The organism is Streptomyces albireticuli (genome assembly GCF_002192455.1).
Taxonomy (GTDB): Bacteria; Actinomycetota; Actinomycetes; order Streptomycetales; family Streptomycetaceae; genus Streptomyces; species Streptomyces albireticuli_B.
Genome location: NZ_CP021744.1, coordinates 4807501 through 4823345, shown reverse-complemented (window position 1 = coordinate 4823345; position 15845 = coordinate 4807501). Strand labels below are relative to the sequence as shown.

Sequence of the window (15845 nt, the reverse complement as noted above, 5' to 3'; positions counted from 1 at the left end):
CGAACGACGCCGCCCCAAGGTGCCGGGCGGGGGAAATTCAGAAGCTACCCGGCAAAGTCCTCCCTACACTCCGTCCATGGAGCCCATAACCCTCACCACGGGGCGTCTGGTGCTGCGCCCGTTCGTGCCGACGGACGCGCAGGCGGTGCACGCGGCGTGCCAGGACCCCGAGATCCCGCGCTGGACCGAGGTGCCCTCCCCCTACACCCCCGAGGACGCCCGGCAGTACATCGAGGAGATCTGCCCGAACGGCTGGCGCGACGATTCCTCGTACGGCTTCGGCGTCTTCACCCGGGACGACGGCCGCCTCGTCGGGTCGATCGGCCTGGTGCGCCTCGCGCTGCTGCGCGCGCCCGACCGCCAGGCCGAGCTCGGCTTCTGGACGGCGAAGGAGGCCCGCGGCCGCGGTTACACCGTGGAGGCGGGCCGGGCGGTGGCCCGCTGGGCCTTCGGCGACCTCGGCGTGGAGCGGCTGCTGTGGGTCGCGGAGGCGGGGAACGAGGGCTCCCGCGCCGTCGCCCGGAAGCTGGGCTTCACGATGGAGGGCACCCTGCGCGCGGTGATCGTCCGCGGGGGCACCCGCCGCGACGCCTGGGCCGGCGCACTGCTCCCCTCGGACCTCGGACTGCCGCAGGAGACCCCCTACCTGCCGTTCTCCGGGCGGGACCGGTCCGCGCGAGGCGCTGTCAGTGGTCACCCCTAAGGTGAGCGCATGGTCTCCCGTATGACAACTACCGCTCAGGCGAAGGGCCGTGCGCCCGAGGCCCGGCTCTCCGCGGACGAGGCGCGGCGCCTGGCGCTGCGGGCCCAGGGCCTGCTCGGCGCCCCGGACCGGCGGGGCGGGGCGCGCGGGGTGCTGCGGCGGCTGGGCGCGGTCCAGCTGGACACCATCTCGGTGCTCGCCCGCTCGCACGAGCTGGTGCCGTACGCCCGGCTGGGCGCCGTCGGCCGCGCCGAGGTCGAGGCCGCGTACTGGACGCCGCGCCCGGCCGGCGCGCCCACCCCCCACCCCCACGGCTTCGAGTACTGGTCGCACGCCGCGTGCGTCCTGCCGATCGAGGAGTGGCCGCACTTCGCCTTCCGGCGGCGGGCCTTCCAGGCCCGGGGCCACCGCTGGCATGTGATGGAGGACGCCGAGCGCTCCTGCGCGGCCGTCCGCGACCGGCTGAAGGCGGAGGGCCCGCTGACGGCCACCGAGTTGGGCGGCGCCAAGAACGGCGGCGAATGGTACGACTGGTCCGAGACGAAGATCGCGGTGGAGTGGCTGCTCGACACCGGCGAGGTCGTCTGCACCGAGCGGCGCGGCTGGAAGCGGGTGTACGACCTGGCGGAGCGCGCCGTGCCGGACGCCCTGTTCCACGACGACATCGACGACACGGAGTGCGTCCGGAGGCTGGTCGCGCAGGCGGGCGCGGCGATGGGGGTCGCCACCCGGGCGGACCTCGCGGACTACCACCGGCTCAAGGCCGAGCAGGTGGACGCGGTGATCGAGGGCACCGGTCTGGTGCCGGTGGAGGTCGAGGGCTGGTCCCGGCCCGCCTGGGCGGACCCGGCGGCGCTGGCCGCCCCGGCCCGGGGCCGGCACCGCACGACGCTGCTGTCGCCGTTCGACTCGCTGATCTGGGACCGGCCGCGCACGGAGCGGATCTTCGGTTTCACCCACCGCCTGGAGGCGTACACACCGAAGGCGAAGCGGGTGCACGGCTATTTCGCGATGCCGCTGCTCACGGGCGGGCGGCTGGCCGGCCGGGTGGACCCCGGCCGTGAGGGGCGGACGCTCGTGGCCCGCCAGGTCTCGCTGGACGGCGCCAAGGCCGTGGCGCCGATGGCCCAGGCGCTGCGGGAGGCGGCCGAGTGGGTGGGCTGCGACTCCGTCCGGATCGAGCGCTGCGACGACGCGCGGCTGGCCGCCGAGCTGATCGCCGCCCTGGACTGACGGTCCGGCGGCCGGCCGAAGAGGATCCGCCGGCCTGCCGCGGTCCTGCCGGCGGGGGTTGTGCCCGTCAGCGGATCTCCAGGATCTTCTCCCGCATCGCGTAGACCACCGCTTCCATCCTGGAGTGCAGCTGGAGCTTCTCCAGGATGTTGCGGACGTGGTTCTTGACGGTGTTCTCGGAGATGAACAACTCCTTGGCGATGTCGCGGTTGTTCATACCGGTGGCGACGAGCTTGAGGACCTCCAGCTCACGGTCGGTGAGCCTGGGCGCGGGCACCAGCCGGCGCTCGTCGGTGCGCTGGATCATCGACTTGAACTCGGTCAGCAGCTTGGACGCCATCGAGGGGCTGATCTGCGACTGGCCGTCGGCGACCGCCCGGATCGCGGTCGCGACCTCGTCGGTGGAGATCTCCTTGAGGAGGTAGCCCGTCGCCCCGGCCTTGATGGCGTCGTAGAGGTCGGCCTCCTCGTCGCTGATCGTCAGCATGATGATCTTCGCACTGGGGGCCACCTCCTTGATGGAGGTGCAGGCCTCGATGCCGCCCCGCCGGGGCATCCTGACGTCCATCAGGACGATGTCGGGCAGCAGGTCGGCGGCCTTGTCCACGGCCTCCGCGCCGTCCCCGGCCTCGCCCACGACCTGGATGTCCTCCTCCTGGGCGAGGACGATCTCCAGTCCCCGGCGGAAGAGCGCGTGGTCGTCCACGACCAGGACCCGGATGGGCTCCTCGCGTGCGCCGCCCCTGTCCTCACAGGGGCCCTCGTCGTCCTCGCCGGGCACGAGCACGGGCCCGAACCTGTCCGCCATTGTTCCTCCCCCTGGAGACCCCTGAAGGTCTGGAGCCCCTCGCGGTGGTTGCACAGTGTTACGTCCGCCCCAACCGGTTTCGGCGGACCGGTGGTTGGCCGCACGGCCATGATTTCACGGCGGACGCCCGAGCGGTGCTACCACGTCGCACGAGGGTGCCCCCGGGAGCGCCGGGGCGCTCCGAGGGCACCGTTCACGGAGGGGCGGGCCCGCTGCCGGGCCTGCCGGGTCAGCCGCCGAGCGCTCCGCCGGCACCGCCGGGTTCCGCCTCGAAGAGCGGGTCGGCGTTCAGCCGGATGACGCCGTAGTCGTAGGCGTGCCGGCGGTAGACGACGCTGGGCATCTTGCTCTCGGAGTCGACGAACAGATAGAAGTCGTGACCGACCAACTCCATCTCGTAGAGCGCCTGGTCGAGAGTGATCGGGGCGGCGGTGTGGGTCTTCTCGCGGACCACCAGGGGGCCTTCGCCCCGCACCTCCAGCGGCCCCATGTGGGTCACCGGAACGCCGTCCACCGCGTGCTCCGTGGCGAGTTCACCGGTGTCGGTGAGCTCCGCGGCACCGATCACGGTCGACGCGACGTCACTCGCGGGAATGCGTCCGTTGCCCCTGCGGGCGTGACGCTTGTCGTTCTGCTTGCGCAGCCGCGCTTCCAGCTTGCTGTGCGCCAGGTCCAGCGCGGCGTACGGATCGGCGGCCGCGGCTTCCGCCCGGATCACGGGTCCTCGGGACCGCACGGTGATCTCGACCCGGTCGGAGCGGTCGGCCTGCCTGGGGTTGGGCTCCTTGGACACCTCGACGTCGAGGCTGATCACCTTGCCGTCGAGCTTCTGGATCTTGTCCAGCTTCAGCTTCTCGGCCACGTGCTTGCGAAAGCGCTCGGGCACCTCGGTCTTGCGGCCTTTGACGACGATGTCCACGCAGAACTCCGTTCCCGGATCGCCCCGCCGAAGGTGCGGAGCGCATCCCTCTTGCATCAAGCTCCGGGGATACCCGGAGCCACCGACTTGGCGGTTTCACCTCCTCCTCCCCCATCGACAAGATCTACATCCCGTCGACTTCAAGCTTCCGCGAAAGCGCACGAAACGCGCCATTCGGAGATATGAGGCATAGCCCTTGCCATTCCTCACAACCGAACATATCTCGCCCGGACTCCTGTCGGTAGCCCCTACCGGGACGTACCTCCATTCAGGTGTTTTCCTGCGCTTTACCTGAGTAACGAGCGCCGTTGCCTCTCCGTTCCATGCCGTTCCGCTTCGCGCCCGGGGGCTCCCCGCCGAAGGCCCGCGCGGGAGCGGCCACCACGGCCGCGCCCAGCACCCTCCCGCCTGCCCAGGAGAGCGCGCGGGATGCCTCGGCCAGCGAGGCGCCGGTCGTCATCAGATCGTCCACCGGCACCACCGGTCCTTGCGCCGTCAACCACCGCTCCCCGCCCGGGACCACCTCCAGGGCCCCGGCCACATTGGCCCGGCGCTGCCGGGCGTCGAGCCGCGACTGGTCGGCGACGGCCCTGCGCTGCCGCAACAGCGGCGCGACCCGGGCGTCCGCGCCCGAGCGCCGCAGTGCCCGCGCGGCGGCCAGCGCGATCCGCCGCGCCGGGTCGTGCCCCCGCGCCACGACGGCCCGCCGGGCCGAGGGCACGGGCACGAGCAGCAGCGGCCCGGCGCCCGCGATCGCGGCGCGCGGACGGGCGCCGCGGAGAGGCACACACTCCGCGCGCACGCCGCCCGGCGCCGCCGTCTCCACGCGAAGGGCCCGGGTCGCCGACCGCACCGCCCCCGCGAGTGCGGACCCCAGCGGCCCCACGAGCCCCAGCGCGCCCCTTTCCTTGTGCGCGAGCAGCACCGCTCGCACCCTGCCGCCGTACACCGCCGCCGCGTGCACGGGTGGCAGGCCGGCGGGCTCCGGTTCCGGCCGTACGGGCCGCGCCGCGCGCCCGTCGAGGGCCTCGCGGCACACCTCGCACAGCGGGGACCGCCACCGGCCGCACCCCGCGCAGTCGACCGGTAGCACCAGTCCGGCGATCTCCTGCCACCACCCGCGCATAGACCTACTGTCGCGCCGGGCGACGTCCCCCGCCACCCCTGTGGAAAACTCCCGGCGCGCGCACCACCGGCAACAGAGATCTCAGAGGTCTCAGACGCACCGCATACAGCCCGTAAACAGCCGGTGCCGCCTCCGAGGACATCCGGAAAAGAGGACATCCGGAAAAGGGGCGGGGCCCCCGGGAACACCCGCCCCGCCGAGAAGCCGTCACCCCGGATAGACCGGCGCGGACCCCTCCTTGGCGACCAGCTTCCAGTTCGTGTCCGGCATCAGCCGCACGATCCCGCCGTCCCCCTCCGCCACCAGCGCCGACGACTTGGACGCCGTCTCCGAGGCGGCCACGCCCCGCACCCCGGTGATGCCCGGCAGCCCGGACGCGTTCGACAGCGAGCCGTCGGTCTCGACGTACTGGAGCTGCTGGAGCCCGCCCTGTTCCCGGCCCGCCACCAGCAGCCGGCTGCCACCCGCCCAGGACACCGCGTCCACCTGCTCCAACCGGGGCGCGACGGAGCGCAGTTCCTGCACCGAGAGGGTCGCCCGGCCGGCGCCGCCGCGCCGCTCGACCCGGCCCAGCTTCAGCGTCGTGCGGTCGTCCTTGGTCACCAGCAGGGCGATCCGCACCCCGTCGGCGGCCACCCGCAGCCCGGTGATCCGCCCGCCGTCGAGCCGGGGCACCTGGACCTCCTCCGGCGCGCCCGTACCACCCGCCAGCCTCAGCAGCCGCGGCCGCTCGGGGTCCTGGTCCGCGACCCACAGATCCCCGAGGCCGTCCCAACTGGGCGTGGTCAGCCCCGTCTTCGCGCCGCCCCGGGCGGTCACCCGGGCCTCGCCCAGCTGCGCCCCGGGCTCCAGCCCGGTCACGTACAGCCCCTGGCCGTTGGCCGTCACACCCGCCGCGCGCTGCTGCTTCCGGTCCACGGCCACGGCTCTCAGCTGCGCGCCGTTGTCGGCGCCGAACGGCCCCGGCACCCGGCGCGGCTCCTCGTCGCCGTCGACCAGGCTCACCATCCGGTGCTGCGCGTCGACGAAATACTGCTGGTCGGGGCGGCTCTCGCTCTGCACGGGCGCGTACGAGCGCGCCTGGTCCCGGCCCAGCACGCACAGCTGCGAGCCGTCACCGCGCAGCAGCGAGACCTGGCTGACCTTGGCCGACTGGTCCTGAACGGTGTACAGGAGCTGGGCGGCCATCCGCCGGCACTGCTCCTCGTTGGTCCCCGCCGCCCAGCCGTCGATGCGGACCTTCAGGGCGTTGGAGTCGTCGAGGGAGAGCCGCTGGTCGACGACGCGCGTCCCCGTCGGGAAGGCCGTCGTGGCCACCGGGTCGAGCCAGCTCGTGGGGCCGTCCAGCAGCGCCTTCACCGTGGACGTCACGGGGTCTATCCGCTTGCGCAGATAGACGGGGTCGGCGACGAGCATGTCCCGGCCCTTGCCCTTGCCGGCCGCGCCCAGCTCCGCGAAGTAGTACTTGTTGACCGACCGGTAAATACGCTGGAAATCGGCGGCACCCAGCACCAGCCCGGGCGGCGGCGCGTCGATGCGCCACTCACCGTCCTCCCGGACCAGATGGATCTGCTTCTGGAACGCGGCCTCCTCCGGCTTGTAGGCGTGCCGCGCGTCGATCCTGGCGACCTGCTTGCCGACAAGCGTGACCGTGTAGTCCTCCTCGCGGTCACCGCTGCGCTCCACGTGCACCTGCGGCGCCTCGGCGAGCACGACGGTCCCCAGCGCCGGGTTCCACTGCCGCTTCGCGCCCTTGGCCAGGTACATCCGGGCCGTCTCGTAGTCCGGGTCGTCGCTGGTCGTGGCCTCCAGGAAGCCGGTCACCAGCTCCTGCGGCTGCTCGTTCTTGTGCGGCGCGACCCCGTAGACCCGCACCTGCGAGTCCGCGTCGGCGCGCTGCGAGGAGTCGACCGGGGTCACCTCGCCACTGTCCGGCATCGAGGCGCACCCGGCCAGCAGCACACCGCTGAGCGCGAGCGCGCCGAGCCCCGCCGCGCCTCGGCGCGGTCTGCGTTCAGCGCCCACGCGCCTGCCCCTCACGTCCGGTCCGGGCATCGGCCCGCCCCTGCTCCCGGGCCTCGCTCCCGGCGGCTCCGGAGGCCTTCTCCGGCCGGTCCGTCCTGTCGAACGGCGTGCCACCCGGCCGCGGCACGACCCGCGCCCCGCTGCCCGGCAGCGCCGTGGGGTCCACGGTCGGCGTGGCCCGCGTCTGCGCCGGTACGGGCGAAGGGCCCGCCGGCGCGGCCGGCACCGCGGCGGCACCGCCCCGGCCCGACACGGCGAGCGGCACACCGGCCTCGTTCATCCCGCGGTTGCGCCGCGAGTCGTCCGGCTCCAGCGGGATCGGCGAGCCGCGCAGCGTGTCGCCGGCCGTGCGCGGCAGCGTCAGCCGGAACTGCGAACCGCCGCCGGGCTCGCCCCACGCCTGGAGCCAGCCGCCGTGCAGCCGGGCGTCCTCGACCGCGATCGAGAGGCCGAGGCCGGTGCCCCCGGTGGTCCGGGCGCGCGCCGGGTCGGCCCGCCAGAAGCGGTTGAACACACGCGTCGCCTCGCCGGGCTTCAGCCCGACGCCGTAGTCACGCACCGCGACCGCGACCGCGCCGCCGGCGGTCGCCAGCCGTACGACCACGTCCCGGCCCTCGCCGTGCTCCACGGCGTTGACCACGAGATTGCGCAGCACCCGCTCCACACGGCGGGCGTCCGCCTCCGCCACGACGGGCTGCTCGCCACCGCGCACCAGCAGCTTGGTGCCCTTGCGCTCGGCGAGCGGCAGCGCGCCGTCCACGACCCGGTGCACCACGTCGCGCAGGTCGACCGGCTCGGCCTCCAGCGCCGCCGCGCCCGCGTCGAACCGGCTGATCTCCAGCAGGTCCGCCAGCAGCGACTCGAAGCGGTCCACCTGCCCGTAGAGCAGCTCGGCGGAGCGCGCGGTCACGGGATCGAAGTCCTCCCGCGCCTCGTGGATGACCTCGGCGGCCATCCGTACGGTCGTCAGCGGGGTCCGCAGCTCGTGCGAGACGTCCGAGACGAAGCGGCGCTGCATCCGCGACAGCTGCTCCAGCTGCTGGATCTTGACCTGGAGGTTCTGTGCCATCTTGTTGAAGGCCTCACCCAGACGGGCGATGTCGTCCTCGCCGGTGACCTTCATCCGTTCCTGGAGCACGCCCGCCGCGAGCCGCTCGGAGATGCTGGCCGCCATCCTCACGGGCGTGACGATCTGCCGCACCACGAGCCAGGCGATGGCGCCCAGCAGCACCACCACGAACACCCCGGCGGTCAGCAGCGTGCCCTTGACCAGCTTGAGGGACTTCTCCTCCTGCGTGTACGGGAAGAGGTAGTAGAGCTGATAGGCCTTGCCGTCGGGCCCGTACATCCGCTTGCCCACGACCAGGGCGGGCTCGCCCTCGTCGGCGGCGCTGTGCTTGATCGACGCGGAGCGCTCCAGGGCCCCGGTCTTCAGGTCGAGCTGCTTGCGCAGGTCGACGGGGATGCTGTGCTCGGGATCGAGATCGCCGGAGGCACGCGGGCCGCGCGCGCCCACGGAGGAGAGGTCACCGCTGCCGGAGCTGAGCGCCACCACGTGGTAGACGCCCTGGCCACCGCTGGCGAGCTGCTGGACGAGCCCGGTCAGCCAGGCACCCGTGTCACGGCCGCCGGACTGCGAGCCGTCCTGGCCGCCACGGCCGTCGCTCACGGTGTCGGCGGCCTCCCGCGCGGCCTTGAACCCGCCCTCGGCCTGGCTCTGCGAGGCGTGCCGCTTGGCCTCGAGCAGGCCGTTGCGCACCTGCCCGATGACCACGACACCGAGCAGGAGCACCACACCGAGCGACATCAGCAGCGTGGTGGCGACCACCCGCAGCTGGATGTTGCGCCGCCACAGCCGCATCGCGGGCAGCAGCGGACGCCGCACCCACCGCACGTACAGCCGCAGGACCGGATGGACCGGCCCCGACGCCGCGCCGTCGGGCAGCTGCCTGGCGGCGCGCCACAGCCGCCGCAGGAGAGATATGCCGCCCGCCGTGTCGACGGGCCGCCCCACGCCCCGCTCCGGAGCGGCACCGTTGCCCGACATGTCAGCTCGGCCCGGCCTTGTAGCCCACACCGCGCACGGTCACGACGATCTCCGGCCGCTCGGGGTCCTTCTCGACCTTCGAGCGCAGCCGCTGCACATGCACATTGACCAGGCGGGTGTCCGCCGCGTGGCGGTAGCCCCACACCTGCTCCAGGAGCACCTCGCGGGTGAACACCTGCCACGGCTTGCGGGCGAGCGCGACCAGCAGGTCGAACTCCAGCGGGGTCAGCGCGATCGACTGCCCCTCACGCTTCACGGAGTGCCCGGCCACGTCGATGACCAGGTCACCGATGGTCAGCTGCTCCGGCGCCGGCTCCTCCGACCTGCGCAGACGGGCTCGGATACGGGCCACCAGCTCCTTCGGCTTGAACGGCTTGATGATGTAGTCGTCCGCACCGGACTCCAGCCCGACGACCACGTCGACCGTGTCGCTCTTGGCGGTCAGCATGACGATCGGCACGCCCGACTCCGCCCGGATGAGACGGCACACCTCGATGCCGTCCCTGCCGGGCAGCATCAGGTCGAGCAGCACAAGATCTGGTTTGGCCTCACGAAAAGCAGCAAGTGCCTTGTCGCCGTCCGCTACAAACGACGGCTCGAAACCCTCACCACGCAGCACAATGCCGAGCATCTCGGCCAGTGCGGTGTCGTCGTCGACGACAAGGACGCGTCCCTTCATATCGACATCATCCCATTTTCGCATCCGGCTCATAGAGCCGGGTGACCCACCTCACGTGTTGTGAGTGGCATACATCGGTGTGTCCCGTTGACCCGGAACACCTTCGGCACCTCGCGCCGGCTGCGGAAATCGCCCGGGAAATCAGCCGGATATCCCGCCAAGTCCCGTCCGGGACAGGGCACAGAGCTCCGCGAGCCCCGTACGCGTGACCGGGGACACCACCCCGCTCTCGGTGACGATCGCCGTCACCAGTTCCGGTGGTGTGACATCGAACGCAGGGTTGTACGCCTGGGTGCCCAGCGGCGCGACCGGAACCCCGGCGCCCGGCTGGGCCCCGGCCGCGGGCAGCACCGCGAACTCCGTCACCTCGTGCCCGGGCCGCTGCTCGACCTCGATCGCCGCCCCGTCGGGCGTGCCCAGGTCCACCGTTGTACGGGGCGCCACCACGATGAAGGGCACGTGGTGGTACCGCGCCAGCACCGCCAGCGGATAGCTGCCCACCTTGTTGGCCACCGAGCCGTCCGCCGCGATCCGGTCGGCCCCGATCAGCACCGCGTCGACCTCGCCGGCCGCGAAGAGCGAGCCCGCCGCGTTGTCGGTGAGCAGCGTGTACGCCATGCCCGACCGTGCCGCCTCGTACGCGGTCAGCCGGGCGCCCTGAAGCAGCGGACGCGTCTCGTCCACCCACAGCCGCCTCAGCTGCCCCACACCGTGCGCAGCGCCGGCCACCGCCAGCGCCGTGCCGTCGCCACCGGAGACCAGGGCGCCGGTGTTGCAGTGGGTCAGCAGCCGGTAGCCACCGCCGGGCAGCAGCTCCTCCAGCAGCGCCAGCCCGTGGGCGGCCATGCGGGCGCTGTCCTCGGCGTCCTCGCGGTGCAGGGCACGGGCCTCGGCGAGGGTGGCCGCCGCGGCGCGTCCGGTGTCGGCGCCCGCCTTGAGCGCGTCCTGGTACGCCCGCTGGGCGCGCCGCACCCCGTGGGCCAGGTTGACGGCTGTCGGGCGGGCGTGGGCGAGCAGGTCGGCGGCGTCGTCCACCTGGAAGCCCCGCGCGGCCGCGAGCGCGACCCCGTACGCCCCGGCGATGCCCAGCAGGGGCGCGCCGCGCACGGCGAGGGTGTGGATGGCGTCGACCAGGGCGGGCACGTCCGTGCACCGCAGCTCGACCTCCTCCGCGGGAAGCCGCCGCTGATCGAGGAGCACGAGCACGGGCCCTTCCGGCGGCTCCTCCCAGCGGAGCGCGGGCACGGCGGGGAGTCCGGCGGATTCCGTGGTTGCCACGTACTGATCAGCCATCCGTCCAGTCTGCCCGCCGCGCTCCCACTATTGAAGGTCGCCTCCGGGTTCCTCCCCCTTACGAGCCCGTCCGCGGGCTTCCGGGAGGGGCGGTACGGGCCCCTCCGGCGGCGTCCCGCACCGTGACACGATGGCTGGCGATCCGCCCGGTCGCCGCACCGGCGAGCGGGCCAGCGAGAAGGAGTCACCGACCATGAACGACACTCCGGGCCGGACCTCGCCCGGGACCTCCCCCTCCGACGAGCACGACCCGGCCGCTCCGGAGGAGCCCGCGCCGGCGGGCGGGACCCCCGGCACGGACGAGTCCGCGCGCTCCTCGCAGTGGGCCCGGCAGCAGCCGCCCGGGGGCCGGTGGTCCACACCGGCCGCGGGCCCGCCCCCGCCCCGCCGCCCTCCCAGACAGCGCGCCCGCAGCGGCCAGGGCGCCGGCGACCCGGGGCAGGGTGGCGGCTGGGGGGCGCGCGGCGGCTGGACGGCGCCGCCGAAGGCCCCGCAGCCCGGGGTGATCCCGCTGCGTCCGCTGGCCGTCGGCGAGCTCATCGAGGGCACGCTGCACACGGTCCGCCGCAACTGGCGCCCGGTCTTCGGGATCTCCCTGACGCTCGCGATCGGCACCCAGGCCGTGGCGACCGCGGTGGCGGGCCTGTGGTTCCGCGACGTGGCCTCGCTGGACCCCGCCGACGCGGAGGACGCCGAGGCGTTGCTGCGGAACATAGGCGAGAACCTGGGCGGTACGAGCGCCGCGTGGTTCCTCAGCCTTCTGGGTTCGATCGTCGCCACGGCCCTGCTGACGGTCATCGTCAGCCGCGCGGTCCTGGGCCGTACGACGACGGTGGGCGAGGCGTGGCGGAACGCGCGGCCCCGGCTGGCGCGGATGTGCGGTCTGATGGTGATGCTGCCGCTGCTGATCGCGGCGGTCTTCGCGGTGGGCACGGGCCCGGGCCTGCTGCTCGCGAACTCCGGTTCGCCGGACCTGGAGTCCTCGGGCGTGGCCCTCGCCGCGCTGGGCGGCCTGGCCGCGGCCGTGGCGGGTACGTGGCTGTGGATCCGCTACTGCCTGGCGGCACCGGCGCTGATGCTGGAGCAGCAGGGTGTGCTCGCGGCGATGCGGCGCTCGGCGAAGCTGGTGCGCGGCGCGTGGTGGCGGATCTTCGGCGTCCAGCTGCTGGCCCTGGTGCTGACCTTCACGATCTCGATGATCGCGCAGATTCCGGTGTCCATCGTCGAGGCCGTTCTCGGCGGCGACACGACGGCCGGCACTGTCGGCTGGACGGAGCTCATTGTCGCGGGCATCGGCGCGACCATCGGTTCGACCGTCACCTTCCCCCTTACGGCGAGCATGACGGCGCTGCTGTACATGGATCAGCGCATTCGACGTGAGTCGCTGGACCTGGAGCTCGCACGGGCGGCCGGCGAATAAAAGACTCGGGGCCGGTTCCCGCTTTCCTTCCTCGGTGGAGGAGAAAGCGGGAACCGGCCCCGAAAACTCGACAGGTTGTGAACGCAAAAATGCCTCAGGCCCCGAGTGAAAACTCGGGGCCTGAGGCTAAAAATTGTTCGGCGGCGTCCTACTCTCCCACACGGTCCCCCATGCAGTACCATCGGCGCTGAAAGGCTTAGCTTCCGGGTTCGGAATGTAACCGGGCGTTTCCCTAACGCTATGACCACCGAAACTCTATGAAATTAACGAAACCGGATATCGACACGGGTCGTTACTTCAGAACCTACACAGTGGACGCGAGCAACTGAGGACAAGCCCTCGGCCTATTAGTACCAGTCAGCTCCAACCGTTACCGGTCTTCCACACCTGGCCTATCAACCCAGTCGTCTACTGGGAGCCTTACCCTCTCAAAGGAGGAGGGAGTCCTCATCTCGAAGCAGGCTTCCCGCTTAGATGCTTTCAGCGGTTATCCTTTCCGAACGTAGCCAACCAGCCATGCCCTTGGCAGGACAACTGGCACACCAGAGGTTCGTCCGTCCCGGTCCTCTCGTACTAGGGACAGCCCTTCTCAAGACTCCTACGCGCACAGCGGATAGGGACCGAACTGTCTCACGACGTTCTAAACCCAGCTCGCGTACCGCTTTAATGGGCGAACAGCCCAACCCTTGGGACCGACTCCAGCCCCAGGATGCGACGAGCCGACATCGAGGTGCCAAACCATCCCGTCGATATGGACTCTTGGGGAAGATCAGCCTGTTATCCCCGGGGTACCTTTTATCCGTTGAGCGACGGCGCTTCCACAAGCCACCGCCGGATCACTAGTCCCGACTTTCGTCCCTGCTCGACCCGTCGGTCTCACAGTCAAGCTCCCTTGTGCACTTACACTCAACACCTGATTGCCAACCAGGCTGAGGGAACCTTTGGGCGCCTCCGTTACTCTTTAGGAGGCAACCGCCCCAGTTAAACTACCCACCAGACACTGTCCCTGATCCGGATCACGGACCCAGGTTAGACATCCAGCACGACCAGAGTGGTATTTCAACGACGACTCCACACACACTGGCGTGCATGCTTCACAGTCTCCCACCTATCCTACACAAGCCGAACCGAACACCAATATCAAGCTATAGTAAAGGTCCCGGGGTCTTTCCGTCCTGCTGCGCGAAACGAGCATCTTTACTCGTAGTGCAATTTCACCGGGCCTATGGTTGAGACAGTCGAGAAGTCGTTACGCCATTCGTGCAGGTCGGAACTTACCCGACAAGGAATTTCGCTACCTTAGGATGGTTATAGTTACCACCGCCGTTTACTGGCGCTTAAGTTCTCAGCTTCGCCTGGACGAATCCAAGCTAACCGGTCCCCTTAACGTTCCAGCACCGGGCAGGCGTCAGTCCGTATACATCGCCTTACGGCTTCGCACGGACCTGTGTTTTTAGTAAACAGTCGCTTCTCGCTGGTCTCTGCGGCCACACCCAGCTCAGGAAGTAAATTCCATCACCGGACATGGCCCCCCTTCTCCCGAAGTTACGGGGGCATTTTGCCGAGTTCCTTAACCATAGTTCACCCGAACGCCTCGGTATTCTCTACCTGACCACCTGAGTCGGTTTAGGGTACGGGCCGCCATGAAACTCGCTAGAGGCTTTTCTCGACAGCATAGGATCATCCACTTCACCACAATCGGCTCGGCATCAGGTCTCAGCCTTAACGTGTGACGGATTTGCCTACCACACGGCCTACACCCTTACCCCGGGACAACCACCGCCCGGGCTGGACTACCTTCCTGCGTCACCCCATCGCTTACCTACTACAAGTCTGGTTCGTCGGCTCCACCACTCCCCTCAACTCCGAAGAGATCGGGGCGGCTTCACGGACTTAGCATCGCCTGATTCGATATTGGGCGTTTCAAAGCGGGTACCGGAATATCAACCGGTTGTCCATCGACTACGCCTGTCGGCCTCGCCTTAGGTCCCGACTTACCCTGGGCAGATCAGCTTGACCCAGGAACCCTTAGTCAATCGGCGCACACGTTTCCCACGTGTGTATCGCTACTCATGCCTGCATTCTCACTCGTGAACCGTCCACAACTCGCTTCCGCGGCTGCTTCACCCGGCACACGACGCTCCCCTACCCATCCCAGCGGGCGTTGGCCCTCATGCTGGAATGACACGACTTCGGCGGTACGCTTGAGCCCCGCTACATTGTCGGCGCGGAATCACTTGACCAGTGAGCTATTACGCACTCTTTCAAGGGTGGCTGCTTCTAAGCCAACCTCCTGGTTGTCTCTGCGACTCCACATCCTTTCCCACTTAGCGTACGCTTAGGGGCCTTAGTCGATGCTCTGGGCTGTTTCCCTCTCGACCATGGAGCTTATCCCCCACAGTCTCACTGCCGCGCTCTCACTTACCGGCATTCGGAGTTTGGCTAAGGTCAGTAACCCGGTAGGGCCCATCGCCTATCCAGTGCTCTACCTCCGGCAAGAAACACACGACGCTGCACCTAAATGCATTTCGGGGAGAACCAGCTATCACGGAGTTTGATTGGCCTTTCACCCCTAACCACAGGTCATCCCCCAGGTTTTCAACCCTGGTGGGTTCGGTCCTCCACGAAGTCTTACCTCCGCTTCAACCTGCCCATGGCTAGATCACTCCGCTTCGGGTCTTGGGCGCGCTACTCAATCGCCCTATTCGGACTCGCTTTCGCTACGGCTTCCCCACACGGGTTAACCTCGCAACACACCGCAAACTCGCAGGCTCATTCTTCAAAAGGCACGCAGTCACGACGCACCGAGCAAGCTCGATGCGCGACGCTCCCACGGCTTGTAGGCACACGGTTTCAGGTACTATTTCACTCCGCTCCCGCGGTACTTTTCACCATTCCCTCACGGTACTATCCGCTATCGGTCACCAGGGAATATTTAGGCTTAACGGGTGGTCCCGCCAGATTCACACGGGATTTCTCGGGCCCCGTGCTACTTGGGTGTCTCTTAAACGAGCCGTTGATGTTTCAGCTACGGGGGTCTTACCCTCTACGCCGGACCTTTCGCATGTCCTTCGCCTACACCAACGGTTTCTGACTCGTCTCACAGCCGGCAGACTGTGAAAAAGAGATCCCACAACCCCGCATGCGCAACCCCTGCCGGGTATCACACACATACGGTTTGGCCTCATCCGGTTTCGCTCGCCACTACTCCCGGAATCACGGTTGTTTTCTCTTCCTGCGGGTACTGAGATGTTTCACTTCCCCGCGTTCCCTCCACACTGCCTATGTGTTCAGCAGCGGGTGACAGCCCATGACGACTGCCGGGTTTCCCCATTCGGACACCCCCGGATCAAAGCTTGGTTGACAGCTCCCCGGGGCCTATCGTGGCCTCCCACGTCCTTCATCGGTTCCTGGTGCCAAGGCATCCACCGTGCGCCCTTAAAAACTTGGCCACAGATGCTCGCGTCCACTGTGCAGTTCTCAAGCAACGACCAGCCACCCATCACCCCCACCTTGCAGTGGAGTTCACCGGGGCCGGCGTTAGAAGGTTCAGACCGAAGTCCGTACCCTCAGACACCCAACAGCGTGCCCG

General features: G+C 69.5%; 10 protein-coding genes and 2 rRNA genes. 3 read left to right on the top strand and 9 right to left on the bottom strand.

Going from position 1 to position 15845, the window contains the following annotated elements; translation table 11 throughout:
* The first annotated feature begins 76 nt into the window (after positions 1-76).
* Both SMD11_RS20815 and SMD11_RS20810 read left to right on the top strand, forming a co-directional pair.
* A complete protein-coding gene (locus SMD11_RS20815; protein WP_087927884.1) occupies positions 77-703 on the top strand; it encodes a GNAT family N-acetyltransferase in 627 nt (208 codons plus the stop codon).
* Positions 704-724: 21 nt separating this feature from the next.
* Complete coding sequence (locus SMD11_RS20810) at positions 725-1936, top strand: winged helix-turn-helix domain-containing protein (RefSeq protein WP_087930632.1); 1212 nt, start codon at positions 725-727, stop codon at positions 1934-1936.
* 67 nt (positions 1937-2003) lie between these two features.
* Here the strand turns inward: SMD11_RS20810 and SMD11_RS20805 are convergent, their stop codons facing one another.
* The 7 genes from SMD11_RS20805 to mtnA form a co-directional block, all read right to left on the bottom strand.
* On the bottom strand, positions 2004-2744 hold the full coding sequence (locus SMD11_RS20805; protein ID WP_087927883.1) for a response regulator: 741 nt from the start codon (positions 2742-2744) through the stop codon (positions 2004-2006).
* Between the two features lie 229 nt (positions 2745-2973).
* Positions 2974-3663, bottom strand: coding sequence for a ribosome hibernation-promoting factor, HPF/YfiA family (gene hpf / locus SMD11_RS20800; protein WP_418952460.1), 690 nt, complete (start codon positions 3661-3663; stop codon positions 2974-2976).
* A gap of 268 nt (positions 3664-3931) precedes the next feature.
* On the bottom strand, positions 3932-4789 hold the full coding sequence (locus tag SMD11_RS20795; protein ID WP_234366102.1) for a ComF family protein: 858 nt from the start codon (positions 4787-4789) through the stop codon (positions 3932-3934).
* A gap of 207 nt (positions 4790-4996) precedes the next feature.
* Positions 4997-6814, bottom strand: coding sequence for an LpqB family beta-propeller domain-containing protein (locus SMD11_RS20790; protein ID WP_234366101.1), 1818 nt, complete (start codon positions 6812-6814; stop codon positions 4997-4999).
* Positions 6804-8861 (bottom strand): MtrAB system histidine kinase MtrB, encoded by a 2058-nt coding sequence (gene mtrB / locus SMD11_RS20785; RefSeq protein WP_087927881.1) that lies wholly within the window; start codon positions 8859-8861, stop codon positions 6804-6806. The genes SMD11_RS20790 and mtrB overlap by 11 nt, the downstream gene beginning before the upstream one ends.
* Before the next feature lies 1 nt (position 8862).
* Entirely contained in the window at positions 8863-9540 is a 678-nt protein-coding gene (gene mtrA / locus SMD11_RS20780) for a two-component system response regulator MtrA (protein ID WP_087927880.1), read from the bottom strand.
* A gap of 141 nt (positions 9541-9681) precedes the next feature.
* The gene (mtnA, locus tag SMD11_RS20775) at positions 9682-10833 is read right to left on the bottom strand and encodes an S-methyl-5-thioribose-1-phosphate isomerase (protein ID WP_087927879.1); all 1152 of its coding nucleotides are present in this window, start codon (positions 10831-10833) and stop codon (positions 9682-9684) included.
* A 193-nt stretch (positions 10834-11026) separates the two neighbouring features.
* Here mtnA and SMD11_RS20770 point away from each other — a divergent pair, with 193 nt between their 5' ends.
* A complete protein-coding gene (locus tag SMD11_RS20770; protein ID WP_087927878.1) occupies positions 11027-12253 on the top strand; it encodes a glycerophosphoryl diester phosphodiesterase membrane domain-containing protein in 1227 nt (408 codons plus the stop codon).
* A gap of 135 nt (positions 12254-12388) precedes the next feature.
* Here SMD11_RS20770 and rrf read toward each other — a convergent pair.
* Together rrf and SMD11_RS20760 are read right to left on the bottom strand one after the other, a co-directional pair.
* Positions 12389-12505, bottom strand: a 5S ribosomal RNA gene (rrf, locus tag SMD11_RS20765).
* Positions 12506-12580: 75 nt separating this feature from the next.
* Positions 12581-15705, bottom strand: a 23S ribosomal RNA gene (locus SMD11_RS20760).
* Positions 15706-15845: the final 140 nt, after the last annotated feature.

Excerpts from the sequence above, each read along its gene's own strand:
- SMD11_RS20815 (WP_087927884.1), top strand. The coding sequence starts at position 77 with ATGGAGCCCATAACCCTCACCACGGGGCGTCTGGTGCTGCGCCCGTTC.
- SMD11_RS20810 (WP_087930632.1), top strand. The coding sequence starts at position 725 with ATGACAACTACCGCTCAGGCGAAGGGCCGTGCGCCCGAGGCCCGGCTC.
- SMD11_RS20805 (WP_087927883.1), bottom strand. The coding sequence starts at position 2,744 with ATGGCGGACAGGTTCGGGCCCGTGCTCGTGCCCGGCGAGGACGACGAG.
- SMD11_RS20795 (WP_234366102.1), bottom strand. The coding sequence starts at position 4,789 with ATGCGCGGGTGGTGGCAGGAGATCGCCGGACTGGTGCTACCGGTCGAC.
- mtrB (WP_087927881.1), bottom strand. The coding sequence starts at position 8,861 with ATGTCGGGCAACGGTGCCGCTCCGGAGCGGGGCGTGGGGCGGCCCGTC.
- mtrA (WP_087927880.1), bottom strand. The coding sequence starts at position 9,540 with ATGAAGGGACGCGTCCTTGTCGTCGACGACGACACCGCACTGGCCGAG.
- mtnA (WP_087927879.1), bottom strand. The coding sequence starts at position 10,833 with ATGGCTGATCAGTACGTGGCAACCACGGAATCCGCCGGACTCCCCGCC.
- SMD11_RS20770 (WP_087927878.1), top strand. The coding sequence starts at position 11,027 with ATGAACGACACTCCGGGCCGGACCTCGCCCGGGACCTCCCCCTCCGAC.